At 61.1% G+C, this 19,757-nt stretch carries 16 protein-coding genes; 7 read left to right on the forward strand and 9 right to left on the reverse strand.

Annotated elements, in window-relative coordinates:
• Positions 1-41 precede the first annotated feature (41 nt).
• Entirely contained in the window at positions 42-1,298 is a 1,257-nt protein-coding gene (locus BLU11_RS11765; protein ID WP_090273559.1) for a TIGR03862 family flavoprotein, read from the forward strand.
• Positions 1,299-1,312: 14 nt separating this feature from the next.
• On the opposite strand, the gene waaC is transcribed toward BLU11_RS11765, so the two are convergent.
• From waaC to glnE, 4 genes are all read right to left on the reverse strand, one after another.
• Entirely contained in the window at positions 1,313-2,383 is a 1,071-nt protein-coding gene (waaC, locus tag BLU11_RS11770; RefSeq protein WP_090273561.1) for a lipopolysaccharide heptosyltransferase I, read from the reverse strand.
• Positions 2,384-2,385: 2 nt separating this feature from the next.
• Positions 2,386-3,432, reverse strand: coding sequence for a lipopolysaccharide heptosyltransferase II (gene waaF, locus BLU11_RS11775; protein WP_090273563.1), 1,047 nt, complete (start codon positions 3,430-3,432; stop codon positions 2,386-2,388).
• A 112-nt stretch (positions 3,433-3,544) separates the two neighbouring features.
• Positions 3,545-4,468: a branched-chain amino acid transaminase gene (locus BLU11_RS11780; RefSeq protein ID WP_090273565.1), complete on the reverse strand. Its 924-nt coding sequence runs from the start codon at positions 4,466-4,468 to the stop codon at positions 3,545-3,547.
• Positions 4,469-4,599: 131 nt separating this feature from the next.
• Positions 4,600-7,542: a bifunctional [glutamate--ammonia ligase]-adenylyl-L-tyrosine phosphorylase/[glutamate--ammonia-ligase] adenylyltransferase gene (gene glnE / locus BLU11_RS11785; RefSeq protein ID WP_090273566.1), complete on the reverse strand. Its 2,943-nt coding sequence runs from the start codon at positions 7,540-7,542 to the stop codon at positions 4,600-4,602.
• A gap of 249 nt (positions 7,543-7,791) precedes the next feature.
• Between glnE and aceE the strand changes: the two genes are divergently transcribed.
• Both aceE and aceF read left to right on the forward strand, forming a co-directional pair.
• Positions 7,792-10,443 (forward strand): pyruvate dehydrogenase (acetyl-transferring), homodimeric type, encoded by a 2,652-nt coding sequence (gene aceE, locus BLU11_RS11790; RefSeq protein WP_090273568.1) that lies wholly within the window; start codon positions 7,792-7,794, stop codon positions 10,441-10,443.
• 10 nt (positions 10,444-10,453) lie between these two features.
• Entirely contained in the window at positions 10,454-12,100 is a 1,647-nt protein-coding gene (gene aceF, locus BLU11_RS11795) for a dihydrolipoyllysine-residue acetyltransferase (RefSeq protein WP_090273569.1), read from the forward strand.
• A gap of 70 nt (positions 12,101-12,170) precedes the next feature.
• On the opposite strand, the gene pdxH is transcribed toward aceF, so the two are convergent.
• From pdxH to dinG, 3 genes are all read right to left on the reverse strand, one after another.
• Entirely contained in the window at positions 12,171-12,812 is a 642-nt protein-coding gene (gene pdxH / locus BLU11_RS11800) for a pyridoxamine 5'-phosphate oxidase (protein ID WP_090273571.1), read from the reverse strand.
• A 77-nt stretch (positions 12,813-12,889) separates the two neighbouring features.
• A complete protein-coding gene (locus BLU11_RS11805; protein WP_090273573.1) occupies positions 12,890-14,062 on the reverse strand; it encodes a serine hydrolase domain-containing protein in 1,173 nt (390 codons plus the stop codon).
• Positions 14,063-14,104: 42 nt separating this feature from the next.
• Positions 14,105-16,237 (reverse strand): ATP-dependent DNA helicase DinG, encoded by a 2,133-nt coding sequence (gene dinG / locus BLU11_RS11810; protein ID WP_090273575.1) that lies wholly within the window; start codon positions 16,235-16,237, stop codon positions 14,105-14,107.
• An 83-nt stretch (positions 16,238-16,320) separates the two neighbouring features.
• On the opposite strand from dinG, the gene BLU11_RS11815 reads away from it, so the two are divergent.
• Positions 16,321-16,797, forward strand: coding sequence for a YchJ family protein (locus BLU11_RS11815; RefSeq protein WP_090273576.1), 477 nt, complete (start codon positions 16,321-16,323; stop codon positions 16,795-16,797).
• Positions 16,798-16,806: 9 nt separating this feature from the next.
• Here BLU11_RS11815 and BLU11_RS11820 read toward each other — a convergent pair whose 3' ends face one another.
• On the reverse strand, positions 16,807-17,337 hold the full coding sequence (locus tag BLU11_RS11820) for a hypothetical protein (protein ID WP_090273578.1): 531 nt from the start codon (positions 17,335-17,337) through the stop codon (positions 16,807-16,809).
• Between the two features lie 108 nt (positions 17,338-17,445).
• Here BLU11_RS11820 and BLU11_RS11825 point away from each other — a divergent pair, with 108 nt between their 5' ends.
• Positions 17,446-17,922 (forward strand): LEA type 2 family protein, encoded by a 477-nt coding sequence (locus BLU11_RS11825; protein ID WP_157718669.1) that lies wholly within the window; start codon positions 17,446-17,448, stop codon positions 17,920-17,922.
• Between the two features lie 8 nt (positions 17,923-17,930).
• Positions 17,931-18,413, forward strand: a complete 483-nt coding sequence (locus BLU11_RS11830) for a DUF2489 domain-containing protein (protein WP_090273582.1) — start codon at positions 17,931-17,933, stop codon at positions 18,411-18,413.
• Here BLU11_RS11830 and BLU11_RS11835 read toward each other — a convergent pair.
• Complete coding sequence (locus BLU11_RS11835; RefSeq protein ID WP_090273585.1) at positions 18,398-19,180, reverse strand: SDR family oxidoreductase; 783 nt, start codon at positions 19,178-19,180, stop codon at positions 18,398-18,400. The two genes, BLU11_RS11830 and BLU11_RS11835, sit on opposite strands and share 16 nt — an antisense overlap.
• Positions 19,181-19,320: 140 nt before the next feature.
• On the opposite strand from BLU11_RS11835, the gene BLU11_RS11840 reads away from it, so the two are divergent.
• Positions 19,321-19,755 carry a hypothetical protein gene (locus BLU11_RS11840; RefSeq protein ID WP_090273587.1) on the forward strand — a complete coding sequence of 145 codons (435 nt, stop codon included), beginning with the start codon at positions 19,321-19,323 and terminating at the stop codon, positions 19,753-19,755.
• The last annotated feature ends 2 nt before the right edge of the window (positions 19,756-19,757 follow it).

The following is a 19,757-nucleotide window of genomic DNA, read 5'->3' on the forward strand; positions in this document are numbered from 1 at the left end:
ATCAGGCTAAACTGCCGCGCATTTCGTCATGGTATTCACCTATGCCCTCATCACCTTCCTCCAGCACAGCGGTTGTCGCGGTCATCGGCGGCGGCCCCGCCGGGCTGATGGCTGCCGAACGGCTGGCCCGGGCTGGTCTCACCGTCAGAGTCTACGACGCCATGCCTTCGGTGGGGCGCAAGTTTCTGCTGGCCGGCATCGGCGGCATGAATATCACCCATTCCGAACCCTCAGAGCCGTTCGTCGGCCGTTATCGGGAAGCTGCCCCTTGGGTTGGTCAGTGGTTGCAGCAGCTGGATGGCCCGGCGCTGCGCGAATGGATCCATGGACTGGGAATCGACACCTTCATCGGCTCTTCGGGCCGAGTCTTTCCCACCGACATGAAGGCCGCGCCGCTGCTGCGCGCCTGGCTCAAGCGTCTGCGCGAATCCGGCGTCAGTTTGCATACCCGGCACCGCTGGCAAGGCTGGTCCGAGCAGCAACTGGTGTTCGACACGTCTCAAGGTCAAGCACAGGTGAGAGCCGATGCGGTGCTGCTCGCCCTGGGCGGCGGCAGTTGGGCACGCTTGGGCTCGGATGGCGCCTGGGTGCCCTGGCTACGCGAACGTGATGTTGAGGTCCGCAGCCTGCTGCCGGCCAACTGCGGCTTCACCGCCGACTGGAGCGAGCATCTGCGTCAACGTTTTGCCGGACAGCCGCTGAAACAGATGATCGGCCGGGTGATGGACAGCAACGGCCGATGCCATGAGCGGCGTGGCGAGGGCATCCTGACCAGAGACGGTCTTGAAGGCAGCCTGATATACGCTCTTTCCGCCGAGCTGCGCGACCTTATCTGCCGCCAGGGACATGCCGAATTGCAACTGGACCTGACGCCAGATCGCAGCCAACAGCAACTGGCGACTCTGCTGGCGCAGCCACGCAAGGGTCAATCCCTGTCTGCAGTGCTACGCAAGCGTGCCGGACTCGACCCGCTGAAGACCGCGCTGCTGCATGAATGTCTGAGCAAAAACCAGTTAGCCGACCCTGAACAGCTGGCGGCAGGCATCAAGGCTCTGCCCGTGCGCCTGACCGGCACCCGTCCACTGGATGAGGCCATCAGCAGCGCCGGTGGCGTCAAAGCCCAGGCGCTGAATGACCAACTGATGTTGAAGAACATGCTTGGCGTATTCTGCGCCGGCGAAATGCTTGACTGGGAAGCGCCAACCGGCGGTTATCTGCTTACCGCCTGTTTCGCCAGCGGCCTGGTGGCTGCTGAAGGTGTGATTGACTGGCTAAGCCACGCGCTCACCGCGAAATAGTCACCGCCCCCAAATCAGCTACCGTCAGTGCCGACAGACTCCAGAAGCAGGCCTTCCAGTTGCGTCATCACCCGCCCGGGCTGCAGTCGGGTAAAGCACAGCGGCAACTCCTGGCGCAGATCGAACTGCTTCGCATCGGCGGGCGTCGGCTGGTACTTGCAGGTCTTGCTCATGCAGGGCGCACAGGGGAAATCACTGGCCAGGTGGATCTGTACCGCGCCGTAGGCACCGGTAAAGCCGGGATTGGTCGGACCGAACAGCGAAATGGTCGGCACATCCAACGCAGCGGCAAGATGCCCGAGTCCGGTATCGACGGCAACGCAAGCACGCGCACCGGCGAGTATCCGCGCCATGCCGGCCAACGGCATTCTGGGTAATACCTGCACACCTTCAATGCCGTCGGCTATGCGCTCGGCCCGGGCTCTTTCGGCGTCATTTCCCCAGGGCAGCTTGACCTGAACACCCTGCTCCACCGTCAGCTGCGCCAACCGCTTCCAATACAGCTCCGGCCAATGCTTGGTGACCCATGTAGTCCCGTGCAGAAACACCACATAATTCTCGGCCGACTGCTCCCCGGCCAGGTAAGCGTGGTTCAGCCCATACTGCCCGGTACCAGCCGGCACCTGATAGCCCAGCACCTGAGCAAAGAGTTGCCGCACCCGCTCCACCGCATGCTGCCCCCAGGGCACATTGACGCGCTGATCATACAACCGGCTGGCCAACGGCTCACGCGCTGAGTCACTATCCAGGCCTGCCACCGGCGCCTTGGCGTAGCGCGTCAGCAAGGCGCTTTTCAGCAGGCCCTGCGCATCAATGACCAGATCGTACTTATGGTTTTTCAGGCGACGCTTGAAGCGCTGCCATTCACCCGAGCGCAATGCTTTCAGCGGACTCTTGCGCCAGCGCCGGATGGCCACTGGAATCACCTCGGCCACCGCCGGATGCCAGAGCGGAATCTCGGAAAAGCTCTCCTCCACCACCCAGTCAAAGCAGATACCGGGAATGGCTGCCTGTGCGTCGGTCAGCGCTGGCAGGGTATGAATGACATCCCCCATGGAGGAGGTCTTGATCAGCAGTACGCGCATGCTCAGAGGCTCTCTGGGTCGGCCAGTGGGTCGCCAACCAGACGGTCCAGCGCGCCGATCACCCGCTGCGGCTCAAGATCACGCAGGCAGTTGTAATGACCGAAACGGCAGGTACGATCGAAGCACGGACTGCAGTCCAGCCCCAGCCGCACCACTTCGACCTGCTCGGCCAGCGGTGGAGTGAAATCCGGTGAGGTAGAGCCATATACCGCGACCAGCGGACGATTCAGCGCCGCAGCCACGTGCATCAAACCCGAATCATTGCTGACCACAGCAGTGGCACAGGACATCAGGTCGATGGCCTCGGCAAGGCTGGTTTCGCCGGCAAGGTTGCTGGATTCTTCGCGCAGCCCGGGAATCAGACGATCACGAATCTGCTCGCCGACCGGATGATCCTTGTTCGAGCCGAACAGCCAGACCTGCCAGCCCTGACGGATCTTCTGGTCCGCCACCGCAGCGTAGTGCTCGGCAGGCCAACGCTTGGACTCGCCAAACTCGGCACCGGGGCACAGCGCCAGAACCGGACGATCCAGCTCCAGGCCAAAGCGCGCCAGTGCCGCTGCCCGGCTGGCCGGGTCGATCTGTAACGTCGGGCGAGGATAGGGGCGCGTCAGCGGGTGATCGCGCTCCCAGGCCAATGCCATGAACCGCTCGATCATCAACGGATACTCTTGCTTGTCGAGTACCCGGATATCGTTCAGCAATCCATAGCGCATTTCCCCGCGCCAACCGGTGCGCAGGGGAATACCGGCAAAAAACGGCACCAGGGCCGATTTCAGGGAATTGGGCAACAGAATGGCTTGGTCGTATTGACCAGTCAGGCTCTTGCCGATACGACGGCGGCTGGCAATATCCAGCACGCCATGGCCCAGCGGAAAGCTCAGTGCCTGATTGACCTCGGGCATGCGCTCGAGGATCGGCCGACTCCATTCCGGGGCCAGAACGTCAATAAGAGAGTCCGGGCCATGACGCAGCTTCAGGCAGGCAAACAGCGTTTGCGCCATGACCATGTCACCGACCCAGCTGGGTCCAACAATAAGAATTCTCATAAGCTCTGCAAATGCCCAGCTGCAAACGCCAGACAACGAGCGGCTCGTACCGAATGGCCAGCTGCAGGCAACCGCCCACAATCTACCATTGGCCGCCCGCTGCCTGTCGCGGTCATTTGACCAGCGTCAGCCATTCACCGCGCGCGCTGTCCCTGCCGTTGACCAGGTCAAAGTAAGCTTTCTGCAGCTTCTCGGTGACCGGGCCACGGCGACCGATGCCGATCTGGCGGCAATCCACTTCCCGGATCGGGGTGACTTCCGCTGCGGTACCGGTGAAGAAGGCTTCGTCAGCGATATAGACTTCGTCGCGGGTGATGCGCTTCTCGATCACCTTGATGCCCATTTCCTCTGCCAGCGCCAGCACGGTGCCGCGGGTGATGCCGTTCAGGCAGGCAGTGACTTCCGGAGTGATGATGACACCGTCCTTGACGATGAAGATGTTCTCACCGGAGCCTTCTGCGACGTAACCTTCCGGGTCCAGCAACAGTGCTTCGTCAGCACCGGCCGACACTGCTTCCTGAAGTGCCAGCATGGAGTTCATATAGGCGCCGGTGGATTTGGCACGGGTCATGGTGATGTTGACGTGGTGACGGGTAAAAGAGCTGGTGCGGATCTTGATACCCTTCTCCAGAGCTTCATCACCCATGTAGGCACCCCAGTACCAGGCCGCGACGGCGACATGTACTTTGAGGTTGTCAGCACGAATGCCCATGCCTTCGGAACCGTAGAACACCAGCGGCCGCACGTAGGCGGTTTCCAGGTTGTTGTCACGCACTGCGGCGCGGCACGCTTCGTTGATTTCTTCTTTGGTATAGGGAATCTTCATGCCCATGATGTGGGCAGAGTCAAACAGACGATCGGTATGCGCCTGCAGACGGAAGATGGCGGTGCCCTCGTCGGTGTTGTAGGCACGGATGCCTTCGAACACGCCCATGCCATAGTGCAGCGAGTGAGTCAGCACATGTACGTTGGCATCGCGCCAGGGAACCATTTGACCATCAAACCAGATAACACCATCACGATCAGCCATCGACATAACAGCCAGCTCCATTCATATATCTATCTAGGGTTCAGGAATCCGCGTCCGCTTTCGGGAGGCCCGGCGGCGCTTTCCTATCGTTTTTCGGCCTGATCATGCCTGCCGCACTGACTGAATATTAGCCTTATTCAGGCACCCGCGGCGTCCGGCAGCCATTGCTGCCAGAGTCGGATGATGTCATGTCGGTAGTCATGAAACTGGTCGCCAGGTGTTTTCCCCGGCTGCTTCTGCAAAGCCAGGCGATGGGCTGCTGCTCGGTAGGCTTTGTAAGCCTCCTGCAAACGCTGAACGTCCTCGCCGGCGATCAATCCGGCGTCACGCAGCCCGTCCAATATTCTGATGTTATCCGTAAAGAGCAGTAACTCGGGGTACCGGCACGACCAGGCCAGAACCGCATATTGCACCATAAATTCGATATCAACGATACCTCCCGCGTCCTGCTTGAGATCAAAGGCGGCATCGGCGGTGAAGGCGACGGGATCAAAACCGCCTCTGGTCGCCTGTGTGGCCAGGTTGTCACGCATTTTCTGACGCATCACCAACACGTCCTGACGCAACTTTTCCTCATCCCGCTCGCGCCCCAGCACATCGGCACGCAGGGCGATGAACTTGTCACCCAGGCGCGGGCAACCCGCCAGTGGACGTGCCCGCACCAGAGCCTGGTGCTCCCAGGTCCAGGCTTCCTCACGCTGGTAGCGGGCAAAGGCGTCCAGCGAGGTCACCAGCAGACCGGCATCGCCGGAAGGACGCAGACGCATGTCCACATCGTAGAGCGCACCAGACATGGTCTGAGCCGTGAGGATATGGATGATGCGCTGCCCCAGGCGGGTATAGAAACGGCCGCCGTCCAGTGGTCGCGCCCCGTCGGTCTCTGCATCAGTGTCACCGTCATGAATAAACACCAGGTCCAGATCCGACCCGTGGGCCAGTTCGATACCGCCGACCTTGCCGTATCCGACAATGATGAAGTCCAGCTCACAGAGACTGCCATCATGCCGCCGCGGTACACCGTGACGCCGAACCATATCGCTCCAGGCCAGCTCCAGAACCTGCTGCAGGATGGCCTCGGCAATCCAGGTCAGGTAGTCGCTGACCTTCATCAGCGGCAGGCTTCCGGCGATTTCCGAGGCGACCACGCGCAGCACGTGGGCGCGCTTGAAATAGCGCAGCACTTCCATCTGCTGCTCCAGATCGTCCTCGGGAATGCGCACCAGCTCCTGACGCAATTCGTCCACCAGCTCGGCGATTTCCGGGGGCCGGTACAAGCGGCCCGAATTCAGCAGCTCATCCAGCACCACCGGATAGCGGGTAATCTGCTCGGCGACCAGCGGGCTGGCGGAACACAGCACCAGCAACTCATGCAGGGCCCCGGGGTTTTCCGTCAACAGCACCAGGTAGGCGGAACGCCGGGCCACCGCTTCGACCAACGGCATGACGCGTTCCAGGGCCAGGTCCGGATCTTCCTGCTCACAGGCCATGCCCAGCAGCCGCGGCATGAAGATGTCGAGTCGCTCGCGGCTCATGCGCTGCATGGCCCGCACCCGCGTCGAGGCCATCAGCGTGTGCAACTGGTTCCAGGCGCGCGCCGGATCCTTGAAGCCGCCCTCGGCCAATTGCTCCTGCGCCTGCTCCGCTTCGGGCAGGTCATCCCACAGGAGTATCCATTCCGCATAATCGGCCTGCGGCTGATCCTCATCGTCATCCGGGTCGGCGATTACTCCGGCGAAGTGCCGCGCAACCTTGCTGCGCTGCAGATTCAATTGCGCAAGATATTCGTCCCAGGAGCTGAACCCCATGACCAATGCCACACGGGCCCGGCCCAGCGCATCGGTCGGCAGCATCTGCGTCTGGCGGTCATCGATGGCCTGCAGCGCATGTTCGGTATCACGCAGGAACAGGTAGGCGCCCTTGAGTTCGTCCACCGCAGCATCCGGCAAATAGACATTGGTGGCCAACACGTCCAGCACCGGGAGAATCGGCCGCTGCTGCAGGCTGCGGTCGCGCCCGCCGTGGATCAGCTGGAATGCCTGGCCGATGAATTCCACTTCACGTATGCCACCAGCACCCAACTTGACGTTATCCTCCAGCCCCTTGCGTTTCACTTCACGCTGGATCATCAGTTTGAGGTTGCGCAGTGCTTCAATGGCGGCGAAATCCAGGTAACGCCGATAAACAAAGGGTTTGAGCATGGACAGCAGCTCGGCACCCGCCTGCTGGTCGCCCGCTACCACGCGCGCCTTGATCATCGCGTAGCGCTCCCAGTCGCGACCCTGACTCTGGTAGTACTGTTCCAGGGCGTTGAAGCTGAACACCAGCGCACCGCTGTCGCCATAGGGGCGCAAGCGCATATCCACGCGGAATACGAAGCCATCGACCGTCACTTCGTCCAGCAGCTTGATCAGTCGCTGGCCGATACGGGTAAAGAATTCCTGGTTGGACAGGCTGCGCCGTCCACCCTGGGTTTCACCGGAACTCGGATAGGCAAAGATCAGGTCGATATCCGAAGACAGGTTCAGTTCATGGGCACCCAGCTTGCCCATGCCCAGCACGACCAGGTGCTGCGCCTCCCCAAGATGATTGCAGGGCGTTCCCAGGCTCTCGACCAGCTGTCGATAGAGCCAGCGGTAACCCTGCTCCAGACAGGCATCGGCCATGTCGGACAGGTCGCGGGTAGTCTCCATGGTCGGGGCATGGCCCAGCACATCGCGCCAGATGATGCGCACCTGGTGTTGCTGGCGGAAACGGCGCAGCAATTGGGCCAGCTCCTCCTCGCTGGTTGCTGGAGCCAGTGCCTGACTCAGCAGCTCAGCCATCTCACCGGTTGCCAATGATCGCCACAATCGCTGGTCTTCAATCAGCCGCCAGGCCATCTCCGGCTCGCGACGCAGTTGTTCGGCGACGAAATCGCTGCCCGCCAGCACCTGCGGCATTTCGGTAATGAAGGCCCCACCGAGCTGCGGCAGGCTGGCTTCCAGTCCGGCCTGTCGAATGGCCAGCCGCCACTGTGCCAGATGGTGATCGACCAGCTGCTGCAGGGCGACCGTTGATGGGGGCGGCAATGAAAGAGACATGGTCTATCCTGAAGACATTCGAAAGATGCAGAGTGCCACGCTCGGGGGGCCATGGAAAAGAGCACAACATGAAAACCCTGACCGGTAATGTAGTTTCACTACAGAAAGCCGCGCATACAGATAGTTTTTTTCTTCATTTTGTAGTAAAACTACACGCACCGTTGACCATTGCATTCCCGAGCCTCACCACCCCGCTCCGGCAATGCAATTGTTTTTCCACCATGGGACCCACAAGGTCTGGAGAACAATATGAAGCATGCTGATATCGATCCACTCGAAACCCAGGAATGGCTCGATGCCCTGGAATCCGTTCTCGACGCCGAGGGCGAAGGTCGGGCGGAGTATCTGATCAAGCGTATGGGCGAGCTGGCCAGTCGCACCGGCACCCGCCTGCCTTATGCCATCACCACCCCCTATCGCAACACCATCCCTGTCACCCATGAAGCAGTTATGCCCGGCGACCTGTTCATGGAACGTCGCATCCGCTCCATGGTGCGCTGGAATGCTCTGGCCATGGTGATGCGCGCCAACCTGCAGGACCCGGACCTGGGTGGTCACATTTCCACCTTTGCTTCCAGCGCCACCCTGTATGACATCGGCTTCAACTACTTCTTCAAGGCCCCGACCGAGGAACACGGCGGCGACCTGGTCTTTTTCCAGGGGCACGCTTCACCGGGCATCTACGCCCGCGCGTTCCTTGAAGGCCGCATCAGCGAAGAGCAGATGACCAACTACCGCCAGGAAGTGGGCGGCGACGGGCTGTCTTCCTACCCGCACCCCTGGCTGATGCCCGACTTCTGGCAGTTCCCCACCGTATCCATGGGTCTGGGCCCGATTCAGGCTATCTACCAGGCACGCTTCATGAAGTACCTGGAAAGCCGTGGCTTCATCGAGCCGGGCAAACAGAAGGTCTGGTGCTTCCTGGGTGACGGCGAGTGTGACGAGCCGGAGTCCCTCGGCGCCATTTCCCTGGCTGGTCGGGAAAAACTCGACAACCTGATCTTTGTCATCAACTGCAACCTGCAGCGCCTGGACGGCCCGGTGCGCGGCAACGGCAAGATCATCCAGGAGCTGGAAGGCAACTTCCGCGGTGCCGACTGGCACGTGATCAAGGTCATCTGGGGCCGCCTGTGGGATCCGCTGCTGGCCAAGGATGTCGATGGTCTGCTGCAGGAACGCATGGAAGAAGCCGTAGATGGCGACTATCAGAACTACAAGGCCAATGACGGCGCTTATGTGCGCGAGCATTTCTTCGGCACCCGCCCGGAGCTGAAGAAGATGGTCGAAGGCATGACCGACGCCGAAGTCTGGAAGCTCAACCGCGGCGGTCACGACCCGTACAAGGTATATGCGGCCTATCACGAAGCGGTCCATCACGAAGGCCAACCTACCGTCATTCTGGCCAAGACCATCAAGGGCTATGGTACCGGCGCCGGTCAGGGCCAGAACACCGCGCACAACACCAAGAAGGTCGACATCGAGAGCCTGAAGACCTTCCGCGACCGCTTCGGCATTCCGCTCAATGACACCGAACTGGAGAAGCTGCCCTTCTACCGTCCCGAGGAGGGAACGCCCGAGTACAAGTACCTGCACTCGCGCCGTGAAGCGCTCGGCGGTTACATGCCCCAGCGCCGTCAGCAAAGCCGGCCACTGCCAATCCCGCCGCTGGAAACCTTGAAGAGTATTCTCGACGGTACCGGCGAACGCGAAGTGTCCACCACCATGTCCTTCGTGCGTATTCTTGCGCAACTGCTCAAGGACAAGGAACTGGGCCCACGCATCGTACCCATCGTGCCGGATGAAGCCCGCACCTTCGGTATGGAGGGCATGTTCCGCCAGTTGGGCATCTACTCTTCCGTCGGTCAGCTGTACGAGCCGGTCGACAAGGATCAGGTGATGTTCTACCGCGAGGACAAGAAGGGACAGATTCTCGAAGAGGGCATCACCGAAGCCGGCGGCATGTCCAGCTGGATTGCCGCTGCGACTGCCTACAGCACCTACGACCAGCCAATGCTGCCGTTCTATATCTTCTACTCGATGTTCGGCTTCCAGCGCATCGGCGATCTGGCCTGGGCCGCTGGCGACAGCCGCGCCAAGGGCTTCCTGCTGGGTGGAACCGCTGGTCGCACGACACTGAATGGCGAAGGCCTGCAGCACGAGGACGGGCACAGCCACATTCTGGCTGGCACCATTCCCAACTGCCGCACCTATGACCCCACCTATGGCTACGAGCTGGCGGTGATCATTCGTGAAGGTGCACGACGGATGATGGAAGAGCAGGAAAACGTCTTCTATTACCTGACCGTGATGAACGAGGCCTATACCCATCCGCCCATGCCCGAAGGCGTGGAGGATGGCATCATCCGCGGCATGTACCTGCTCGAAGAAGCCAAGGAAAAAGGCAAGCAGCACGTGCAGCTTATGGGCAGCGGCACTATCCTGCGCGAAGTGCGCGAAGCGGCTGAAATCCTGCGCAAAAACTACGGTATCAGCGCGGATATCTGGAGCGTTACCAGCTTCAACGAACTGCGCCGTGACGGTCTGGATGTAGAGCGTTGGAATCGTCTGCACCCAACCGACACCCCCCGTCTGACCTTTGTCGAGCAGAACCTGGCCGAGCGCAGCGGTCCGACCATTGCCGCCACCGACTACATGAAATTGTATGCCGAGCAGATCCGCCAATGGGTGCCGGGCAACTTCAAAGTGCTGGGTACCGACGGCTTCGGACGTAGCGATACACGTCGCAAACTACGCGATTTCTTTGAAGTCGATCGCCGCTGGGTCGCCTACAGCGCCTTGGCAGCGCTGGTCGAAAATGGCGAGCTGCAGCCCGAGGTACTGGTCGAGGCACAGACCACCTTCGGTCTGGACCCGAACAAAACCAACCCGCTGAACTGCTGAGGAGAGCGCCATGAGTGAATTGATCAAGGTACCCGACATCGGCGGCGGTGAAGGCGAAGTTATTGAGATTCTGGTCCAGGTCGGCGACTCCATCGAAGTCGAGCAGAGCCTCGTCACGCTGGAATCGGACAAGGCCAGCATGGAGCTGCCCTCCCCCAAGGCCGGGGTGGTGAAGGCCATCAAGGTCAAGATGGGTGACACACTCAAGGAAGGCACCGACCTGATCGAGCTGGATGTGGCCGGCGCCGACGAGGCACCGAGCCAGGAACCCGCTGCTGAAGAACCCAAGGCCGAAGAATCATCAGCCAAGCAGGAAGAAACTCCCGCGCCTGCGGAAAAACCGGCAGCGAAGAAGTCTGAAAGTAGTGTTCAGTCTTTCAATATCCCGGATATCGGCGACGGCGGCGCACAGGTTATTGAAATCATGGTCGCCAAGGGCGACCGTGTCGAGGCCGAACAGAGCCTGCTGACGCTGGAATCCGACAAGGCCAGCATGGAAATCCCCGCGCCGGCAGCCGGCGTGATCGAAGCCATCGAAGTGCAGATGGATCAGCAGGTGAAGACCGGCGATCTGATGCTGCGCATGCGCGTGGAAGGTGTCGCTGAGGAAACCGAGGCGGAATCCGCACCGGCTCCGGCGGCCAAGACCGAAGACAAGCCAGCCGCAGCACCGGCGAAGGAAGAACCTGCCAAGGCCCCAGCCGAGGAACCTGCCCCAGCTCCGGTGGGTGCACCCAGCCGCAGTGGCAAGAAAGTGCACGCCGGCCCTGCTGTACGCAAACTGGCCCGGGAGTTCGGGATAGAGCTTGCGGAAGTCAGCGGCAGCGGCCCGCGCAGCCGTATCCTGAAGGAAGACGTACAAAGCTTCGTTCAGAATGTGATGCGCAAGAGCAAGGATACTGGCGGTGCCACTGGTGGTGCCGGCATCCCGCAGGTGCCGGAGGTCGATTTCAGCCGCTTCGGTGAAGTGGAACTGAAAGACATGACCCGCCTGCAACAGGTCGGCGCCAGCAACCTGCACCGCAGCTGGCTGAACGTGCCGCATGTCACTCAGTTCGACCTGGCCGACATCAGCGAGCTGGAAGACTTCCGCAAGGCGCAGAAAGCGGTTGCAGAGAAGGCCGGTGTCAAACTGACCGTGCTGCCGTTCCTGCTCAAGGCCTGTGCTCATCTGTTGCGCGAACAGCCGAACTTCAACGTGTCGCTGGCGCCCAACGGCAAGCAGCTGATCCAGAAGAACTACGTGCACATCGGCTTTGCCGTGGACACCCCGGACGGTCTGCTGGTTGCGGTGATCCGTGACGTGGACAAGAAGAGTCTGCTGGAACTGGCTGGCGAAGCGGCCGAGCTGGCGGACAAGGCGCGCAACAAGAAGCTGTCGGCCAACGACATGCAGGGTGCCTGCTTCACCATCTCCAGCCTGGGGCACATTGGTGGCACCTACTTCACACCGATCGTCAACACGCCGGAAGTCGCCATCCTCGGCGTCAGCCGGGCGACGATGCAACCGGTGTGGGACGGCAAGGCTTTCGAGCCGCGCCTGATGCTGCCGCTGTCCCTGTCCTACGACCACCGCGCCGTCAACGGCGCCGCCGCGGCCCTGTTCACCAAGCGTCTGGGTGAACTGCTGGGTGATATCCGGTCGATGCTGCTGTAATGCAAAACGGCTGGCAACTCAGGTTGCCAGCCGTTCTTGTCTTTCAAGACCCACTGCCATCCAGCGATTGTTATGGCGCCAGTCGTTCCCGTCGCCAGTTCCCACCTTCCAGGCAATAACGCAAACGATCATGCAGCCGGCTCGGACGGCCCTGCCAGAATTCGACCATCTGCGGTACCAGACGGAAGCCGCCCCAGTGCGGTGGGCGTGGTGGTGGCGTGTCAGCATACGTCGCCTCGACAGCAGCAAGACGCTGCTCCAGCACATCGCGCCCACTGATCACCTGGCTCTGAGGCGAGGTCCAGGCGCCCAGACGGCTGCCCAGCGGCCTGCTGTGATAGTAGGAATCGGATTCCTCACCGCTCACCTGTTCAACCGATCCCTCAATTCGCACCTGACGTTCCAGGTCGTGCCACCAGAAGGTGATGGCGGCGCGCGGATGCGCCAACAGCTGCTCACCCTTGGCACTCTGGTAGTTGGTGAAGAATACGAAGCCCCGCTCGTCAAAGCCCTTGAGCAGCAACGTACGCAGGTGCGGCTGGCCGTCGGCATCGACGGTGGCCAGCATCATGGCGTTCGGCTCGTTTGGCTCGACGTCCACCGCCTGACTGAACCAGGTTCCAAACTGGGCAATGGGGTCATCCGCTGCCTGGCTCTCCAGCAGCCCATCACGGGTGTAGTTGCGGCGCATATCGGCGATGCTGAGCTTCATTCATGTACTCCTGAAAGGTTATGACACAAGCCTAGCACTGTAGCGTGGCAGCAACCATTGACCCCGGGCAAGATCCTTCAATCGCGCTCGCGCAGACATCGATATACCTCCCGGCTCAGTTCGCCGGCACGCGGATCGGTCAGCACATAAGGGCCCATGGTATTGGTTACGTAACCAAACCCGACCCGAGCATCCGGATCGGCAAAACCCAGCGCGCCACCGGCGCCCGGATGACCGAAGGCGTTAACGCCCATACCGAAACTGCCGCCCTGCCACTCCTGCTCCAGCATGACGCCCAGCCCGAAACGGGTCGGGCAGCGCAGCGTGCGGTCCATGCCGACGCTGTGCTCCCGGCGCATCAATGCGACCAGTTCCGCATCCAACAGCTGTGTTCCGCCTAGACTGCCGTCGTGGGCCATGACCTGCCAGAACCGCGCCAGCGAACGAGCATTGCCGGTGCCGTTGGCAGACAGGATCTGGGCCTGCTGCCAGGCTGGTTTATTGGTACTGGTCTGCAGGCTGGTCGGGTTGCCGAAAGCCTTCCAGGCCAGTCCTTGCGGATCACCCATGGCAGCAAACAGATCACGGGCATACTGATCACCCTGCTGGTTGCGTAAACGTGAGACATGGGCGATCCGCGGCAAGTCCTCATCGGCAACACCGACGTGGAAATCCATACCAAGCGGAGCGCAGAGGTGGTCGCGCAGATAATCTCCCGGCATCTGACCAGTCAACCGCCGCAGCGGCTCACCGAGCAGCCAGGCGTAGGTCAAGGGTGCGTAACCATGTGCTTCGCCGGGAGTCCACCAGGGCTGCTGGGCAGCAATGGCCGACGTCATCGCCTGCCAGTCGAACAGCGCCTCGGGATCCAGCGGTTCGCTGACGGCGGATAACCCCGCCCGATGACTGAGAATCTGCCGCAGGGTGATCTGCTCCTTGCCCGCCTGGGCGAACTCCGGCCAGACATCAGCGACCCTGTCATCCAGCCCGATCCGGCCCGCTTCGACCTGCTGCAGCAAGGCAACCGCGCCCAATGGCTTGGTGCAGGAAAACACGTTGATCAGGGTGTCCTGCTCCCAGACCTGGCTGTTGTCCTTGTCCATCACGCCCTGCCACAGATCCAGCACGGTCTCACCGCCGACAGTGACGCACAACGCCGAGCCACGTGCCTGAGGATCGGTCTGGTGCTGCGCAAACAGTTCACGCACGGATTCAAAGCGGGGGTCGAAATAGCCTTGGGTCTGGGTCATGGGAGTCTCTTTATTCTTTATCCAGTCATGAAACGGTATATCTCAATCGATTTCCCGACGAAACGGCGGCAGCGCATTCAGGATGGCCTTGCCGTACCGCTGGGTGACCAAGCGTCGGTCCAGCAGAGTGATGGTGCCGGTATCCTGCTCGGTACGCAGCAGTCGGCCGCAGGCCTGTACCAGCCGCAGACAGGCGTCCGGCACGGCGATTTCCATGAACGGGTTACCGCCGTTGCGTTCGATCCATTCCGACAGCGCCGCTTCGACCGGGTCATCCGGTACCGCAAAGGGGATCTTGGCAATCACCACATGCTCGCAATACTTGCCCGGCAGGTCGACACCCTCGGCGAAGCTGGCCAGCCCGAAGATGACACTGGATTCGCCTTTATCGACCCGCGCGCGGTGTTGGCGGATCAGCTCCTGCTTGGACAGATCACCCTGCACCAGCACCCGCTCGCGGAAATCCGCTGGCAAGCCGGCATAGACCTCGAGCATCTGCCGCCGCGAGGAAAACAGCACCAGACTGCCGGGCTCATCCTGCAGCATGGCAGGCAGATGTTCGATGATGGAAGCGCTGTGGCCAGCATTGTCCCGGGGATCGGCGCCATGATTGGGCACTCGCAGCACGCCACTCTCCGCATAACGAAACGGACTGGGCGCGAGCGTACAAACGGCGCTCTTCGGCAACCCGGCACGATGACTGTAACGGTCGAAACGGCCCAGAGCAGTAATGGTCGCCGAGGTCACCAGCGCGGCGAAAGCGCTGTGCCAGAGGTATTGCCGCAGGGTATCGGCCGCCAGTATCGGGCTGACGTGCACTTCCAGATCATTCTGCTCGGTAAGGGTCAGCCAGCGTGCGGTCGGCGGCTTGTCTTCGGGGTCCAGCAGACTGAACCGGGTCCACAGCGTCCAGTTGCCCTCGGCGCGTGCCTGCAGGGCGCCGAACAGTGGATACCACTCTTCGGCCTGGGTCTGATGCACGCCGACCACCTCACCGTCCATGGCCTCCTTGAGCATATCAACCATACGCTGTAGCAGATCAGTGATGCGACCAAAACCGGCCTTCAGCTCCAGCGACATCTCGCGTATGTGCTCAGGTACCACGCCATGCTCAAAGCGATGCTGCGGCCGCACCTGGCCGGAGAAATCCTCAGCGCTGGAAAAATCCGCCACTTCACCCAAAGCCTGGCTCATGAACTGCTGATGGGGTTTGAGTTCGCGGGCCTGCTGCGGCACCTGCTCAAGCAGACGACCGAAGTCCCCCGGCAGCGGATGCTGGGCCAGCAGCTTGGACAGGTTCTTGTCCAGTTGCTCCAGCCAGTCGGCGGTGGCTGCCATGCGCGTGTGATGAGCAAAGTGGGCAATCGCCTTATCCGGCAGGTGGTGGCCCTCGTCGAATACATAGAGGCATTCACGCGGGTCCGGCAGGATCGCCCCGCCACCGAGAGCCAGATCCGCCAGCACCAGATCATGGTTGGTGACGATCACGTCGATCTTCTGGATGCCCTCGCGGGCCTTGTAGAATACGCACTGGTTGAAGTGGCCACAGCGCCGGTTGGTGCACTGGATATGGTCCGTGGTGAGTCGTGACCAGTCCTGATCCTCCAGCGCCTCGGGCCAGGAGTCGCGCTCGCCGTCCCACTTGTTGGTGCCCAACGCCTCGACCATGCGGGTATAGAGTTTGAGTCCGGCCTCATCCACATCTATGCGAAAACCTTCTTCGGCAAAGCCCTGCTGCTGGCTGGCCAGCGACTGGTTGTCCTGCAGCAGCTGATCAAGTTTGGACAGACACACATAACGCCCACGCCCCTTGGCCAGGGCGAAATGGAAATTGAGACCGGCGTTGCGCTGGATATCGGGCAGATCCTTGAGCACGATCTGCTCCTGCAGCGCCACCGTGGCAGTGGAGATAACCAGCGGCTTGCCCAGATGTTTGGCAATGGGAATGCCCGCCAGACAGTAGGCCACGGTCTTGCCAGTACCGGTGCCTGCTTCCACCACGGCCACCGCCGGTTCGCCGTCACGATGCCCTTCGTCATCCAGCTCGACGCCACCGAAGAGTTTCGCCACCTCGGCAATCATCACCCGCTGGCCGTAACGCGGCTTCAGCGACTTGTTTTCGAGAAAGGTGCGATAGGCCGTCTGGATCTGGCCTTTGAGGTCATCGTTGAGCATGCGGTCTCCGAAACAGAGCGCGAATGATACCATTTAGCGAACGGCGGCGGGCGTGGGTCTGCCGCGACAAGACAGGTGACAAGATGGCATTTCCCACTACCACAGCGCCCTGCCCCTGCGGCAACGGCAAACCCTACGCTGAATGCTGCCAGCCGCTGCATCAGGGCGAGCCTGCGGCGAGTGCGGGACGATTGATGCGTTCACGCTACAGCGCCTACACCCTGGAACTGATCGACTATCTGGTCGCCACCACCCTGCCCGCTCAACAAGCCCAGCTGGATCGCCAGGCCATGGCCGACTGGAGTCACCACAGCCACTGGCTGGGCCTGACGGTGGAGCGTGAGGATGCCGATACCGCCAGCGACCGTGCGCAGGTTACCTTCACCGCCCGCTGGGCCGACCCGGACGGCAGCCAACACAGGCATCTGGAATGTTCGGATTTCTGCAGAATCGGCGAGCGCTGGTACTTCATCGATCCCAACCACCCGGTGAATGTCGGACGCAACGAGCCCTGCCCCTGTGGCTCAGGTCGCAAGTTCAAGCAGTGCTGCCGCTGCTGAATACGCGCTTCAATCCTCGTCGAGCATGTGCAAGTGGGTGATGTCCGGTGTGACCAGCGGCACTGATGTCTTCAGTTGCGCAAGGTCACTGCCGGGCGGCGCCAGGCTGAAGGCGGACAGATCGAGGGACAGCGGGGTGTGGTCGGCATAGGCATCCTGCATATCCGAACCCAGCGGCGCTATGGGCAAATCGGGCGCTTCTACATCACTGAACGCCGCCATGAACTCGTCCCGCGGTACTGGGGCAGCTGATTGCTGCGCAGGCTGAGTGACCCTCGGGACTGGCTGTGGAGCAGCCTCAGCTGGGCTGTCTGCCACGGGCAGCACCTCACAAAGCGCGCCCGCCCGCTCAATGGCCTGGCGGTATTTTTCCGCAGCGGCCTGATCCAGCCCCTGCTTGATAACGATCCGCCGTCCGGAAAACAGCATGTCCAGCTGCCGGTCGGCCACCTGAAACAGCTGACCAATACGTGCTCTGGCCTGCTCCGGCGCCACGTCAGCGCGAACCTGACCGTGGAAAACCACCTCGAAAACTGCCATCTTGTCACTCCCTTGGGTAGATTCCGGGTTAGTATGAACAGGCTGCCGGCCGCCGACAACAGATCTGAATAAACGGGTGGCATGGCTATAACGGAGGGATACCACTTGATGACACGTTCACCGGGCCTGATGTTGATGATCCTGCTGGCGGGCTTGTTCGGTCTTAACGGCTGCGCCGTATTCGACCGGTCCTATACCGAGCCGGAGGTACGTCTGGCCAATGTAGAGATGCTCAAGTCCAACCTCTGGGAGCAATCCTTCCGTCTGCGCCTGCGGGTCGATAACCCCAACAGTCGCAACCTGCCGATCCGCGGCATGCATTACCAGGTGTACCTGAATAACATGCGTCTGGCCACCGGCGTCACGGACAAGGCATTCAACGTACCGGCTTATGGCTCGGAATATTTCGATGTGACTGTGCGCTCGAATATCTGGCGTCACCTGGGCGACCTGGTGAAACTGGTCGAGCATCAGCAGCCGGTCAACTACCGGATTGACGGACATATCCGTACCGGCCTGTTCCTGTCACCGAAACTGACATTGCGGGAAGAAGGCACCATCGACCCGTCTGACATGCGTTTTTAGGACCCAACATGACCAATAATGATTGGCTGATCATTCTCGGCCTTGTCATCATCTTCGCACTTGCCATGTACGCGGTGATTCTCTGGCGCCGGGTGTGGCGCAACCAGCAACTCCTGACCAGAAAGGAAGAGGAGCGCAATGTACGCCTGGAAGGTGATATCCGAATACTTGCGCAAAGCCTGGTAACCGGCCAGCTACCGGTGATCGAAGGGGCGATACGGATCAAGGTATTGCTGGACAATTACAGCGGAGCGCGGCGCGCCGATCTCGATGTCCGGGTGTTCGAGACCATTTATGACGCGACGGCGCACATCCCGACCCATCAGGCCTGGAAGGACCTGCCCAAGGCCCAACGCAAGTTGCACGAACGGCAGATGGAAACCCTGGAAGCCCAGCACCGCAGCGAAGTGGAACAGGTCGCCAGAGTGCTGAGCAACGGCGTACGTCCGGATGACCAGGGCGCAGCCGGCAGACGTCAGACCGCCGAGTAACCACCATCCACCGCCATCGCCTGACCGGTCACGTGGCGGGAAGCATCACTGGCAAAGAACAGCGCCAGCCCTTTGATATCATCCTCGCCACCAACGCGCCCCAGCGGCGTGTTGCGGATGATCGATTCGGACACATGATCCAGCCCCTTGGCCAGCTTGGTCGGGAAATAGCCCGGGCAGATGGCGTTGACGTGGATGCCATACGCGCCCCACTCGCCGGCCAGCGCGCGGGTCAGATTGATCGCCGCTGCCTTGCTGGTGTTGTAGGCCACGGTGAACACACCGGTATTCGGGCCGTTGCCCTTCAAGCCGGCAATCGAGGCGATGTTAATGATCTTGCCGGAGCGGCGCGGAATCATGAAACGACGCGCCACTTCCTGAGCCATGAGAAAACACACATCGACGTTCAGGCCCATGACTTTCTGCCAACCGGCGTAGCTGTGCTCAACGGCGGGCTGGCCCCAGGTGGTGCCGGCGTTGTTGATCAGAATATCCACCGTACCGAAGCGCGCTTCAGCAGCGTCAACCAGGGCGGTGACCGGGTTGCCGTCGGGCTTACCGAGATCGCAGGCAATACCTCCCGCCTCGATGCCACGTGCATTCAGCTGGGCGACGACCTCTTCCACTTCAGCAGGGTTACGCGCATTGATGAAGATCTTCGCACCCTGCTCGCCCAAAGCTTCGGCCATCTGCAGGCCGAGACCCTTGGTGCCGCCGGTGATGAGGGCGACCTTGCCGGTCAGATCGAATAGCTGCATTACGCTCATAATGATTCCTTGTTGTTTTATCGCCAGTCAGACGACCGATCATATAGCCAGCCACGGCTGACACAGACCATCAGTGAGCACAGTGATATGTCGTCCTGCACCAGTGTTATCATGGGGTCTTCTTACTAAGCGGAGCTCCCATGGCTGAACACGACTTCCGGCGCACAGCGCTCAACCCTTCCCACACGTTGATCGAATGCCGCACACTCGCGGGTGGGCTGTATCAGGTCACCGGTCAGGGCGGCGGTATTCAGCCAGGCGATACACTCATCTGCACGGTCAAGGGCAGCAAGGACCTACCCCTGCCACTGGTCGTGGGCAAGGTGCGCTATCTGATCAACCCGCCGGGACAATGGACCGCCACCGCCAACGGCCCGAACCTGAGCGGGCAGATGGTGCTCGGCTGGTCGATCCGCTGCGATGAGTGCGCAAAGGAACAGCCCTTCGAGTTTCTCGCCCAGGAAAAGGACAATCTGCAGGCACGGACCGCGAAGGCCGAGCAGCGTATCGCTGAGCTGGGCTGGAAGCCGCGCGGCGATAATCATCTCTGCCCACGTTGCGCTACCGGCACCTGAGT

The organism is Halopseudomonas litoralis (assembly GCF_900105005.1).
GTDB lineage: Bacteria > Pseudomonadota > Gammaproteobacteria > Pseudomonadales > Pseudomonadaceae > Halopseudomonas > Halopseudomonas litoralis.

Coding starts and splice junctions, on each gene's coding strand:
- BLU11_RS11765 (WP_090273559.1), top strand. CDS start 42: ATGCCCTCATCACCTTCCTCCAGCACAGCGGTTGTCGCGGTCATCGGC.
- waaC (WP_090273561.1), bottom strand. CDS start 2,383: ATGCGCGTACTGCTGATCAAGACCTCCTCCATGGGGGATGTCATTCAT.
- waaF (WP_090273563.1), bottom strand. CDS start 3,432: ATGAGAATTCTTATTGTTGGACCCAGCTGGGTCGGTGACATGGTCATG.
- BLU11_RS11780 (WP_090273565.1), bottom strand. CDS start 4,468: ATGTCGATGGCTGATCGTGATGGTGTTATCTGGTTTGATGGTCAAATG.
- glnE (WP_090273566.1), bottom strand. CDS start 7,542: ATGTCTCTTTCATTGCCGCCCCCATCAACGGTCGCCCTGCAGCAGCTG.
- aceE (WP_090273568.1), top strand. CDS start 7,792: ATGAAGCATGCTGATATCGATCCACTCGAAACCCAGGAATGGCTCGAT.
- aceF (WP_090273569.1), top strand. CDS start 10,454: ATGAGTGAATTGATCAAGGTACCCGACATCGGCGGCGGTGAAGGCGAA.
- pdxH (WP_090273571.1), bottom strand. CDS start 12,812: ATGAAGCTCAGCATCGCCGATATGCGCCGCAACTACACCCGTGATGGG.
- BLU11_RS11805 (WP_090273573.1), bottom strand. CDS start 14,062: ATGACCCAGACCCAAGGCTATTTCGACCCCCGCTTTGAATCCGTGCGT.
- dinG (WP_090273575.1), bottom strand. CDS start 16,237: ATGCTCAACGATGACCTCAAAGGCCAGATCCAGACGGCCTATCGCACC.
- BLU11_RS11815 (WP_090273576.1), top strand. CDS start 16,321: ATGGCATTTCCCACTACCACAGCGCCCTGCCCCTGCGGCAACGGCAAA.
- BLU11_RS11820 (WP_090273578.1), bottom strand. CDS start 17,337: ATGGCAGTTTTCGAGGTGGTTTTCCACGGTCAGGTTCGCGCTGACGTG.
- BLU11_RS11825 (WP_157718669.1), top strand. CDS start 17,446: ATGACACGTTCACCGGGCCTGATGTTGATGATCCTGCTGGCGGGCTTG.
- BLU11_RS11830 (WP_090273582.1), top strand. CDS start 17,931: ATGACCAATAATGATTGGCTGATCATTCTCGGCCTTGTCATCATCTTC.
- BLU11_RS11835 (WP_090273585.1), bottom strand. CDS start 19,180: ATGAGCGTAATGCAGCTATTCGATCTGACCGGCAAGGTCGCCCTCATC.
- BLU11_RS11840 (WP_090273587.1), top strand. CDS start 19,321: ATGGCTGAACACGACTTCCGGCGCACAGCGCTCAACCCTTCCCACACG.